General features: G+C 66.1%; 1 protein-coding gene. It reads right to left on the bottom strand.

Annotated elements, in window-relative coordinates; translation table 11 throughout:
* A partial coding sequence (locus NKJ12_RS32045) for an amino acid adenylation domain-containing protein (protein WP_352707710.1) occupies nucleotides 1–1111 on the bottom strand: 1111 nt, incomplete at both ends.

Consider the following 1111-nt stretch of genomic DNA (forward strand, 5'->3'; position numbering starts at 1 on the left):
CCACCGCCTCGCCGACAAGCTCGTGCTCGCAAAGCCGCGCCGCGATCTCGCCCGGCTCGATGCGGAAGCCGCGGATCTTCACCTGGTCGTCATTGCGGCCGAGGAACTCCAGATTGCCGTCCGGCAGATAACGGGCCAGATCGCCGGTCTTGTACAGCCGATCGCCTTCCACAAACGGGCTGGCGATGAACCGCTCCGCCGTCAGCTCGGGGCGGTTGAGATAACCGCGCGCAACGCCGGCCCCGCCGATATAGAGCTCGCCCACCGCCCCGAACGGCACCGGCTGACCATGAGCGTCCAGAAGATAGATCCGCGTGTTGGCGATCGGACGGCCGATCGTTTCAACGACGGTGTCTCCCCTGGGCATGCAAATCCAGGTCGAGTACGTCGTTGTCTCGGAAGGGGCGTATAGGTTACAGATCTTCTCGACGCGGCTGTGCTCGAAGATTCTCTCGATCAGAGCTGCGCTCAGCGCTTCGCCCGCCAAATTGATGGCGCTTGCCGCGGCGGGGACTGCTTCCTTGGCGAGCAGAGCGGCGATCGCAGAGGGGACTGTATTGATCAGCGAGACGTCCAAAGGCGTTTGCGCCAGCGCCAGCGCATTGTCGACAAGATAGAGCGTGCCGCCCTGTGACAGGGTAGCGAAGCACTCGTAGACGGACAGATCAAAGCTGATCGAAGTGGAGAACAGCATGCGGCTGGTCTGTGCTTGCGCGTAGACGCGGCTACTCCAACGCAGCAGGTTCACGGTGCTTTGATGCTCGACCATGACGCCCTTGGGCGTCCCGGTGGAGCCCGAGGTGTAGATGATGTAGGCGAGCTGGCGGGGGGTGAGCCCCAGCGCGCGCGGGTCGGGATCGTCAGCGCCCTGGTCGGCCCATGGACGCGCGCCGTCCGAGAGGTCGACCGCCGTCAGGCTGGCGAGCGCCTCGGCGCCGAGGGCGGCGCGTCCGGCCGCATCGGCCAGCAGCAGCTTGGGGGCGGCATCGGCGAGCACCTGGTTGAGCCGTGAGCCCGGATAGGCCGGATCGATCGGCACATAAGCGCCGCCCGCCTTCAGGATCGCCAGCAGCCCCACCACCATCGCCGGGCTGCGCTCGACGCAGATCGC

The organism is Mesorhizobium sp. M0195, assembly GCF_040322115.1.
Taxonomy (GTDB): Bacteria; Pseudomonadota; Alphaproteobacteria; order Rhizobiales; family Rhizobiaceae; genus Mesorhizobium.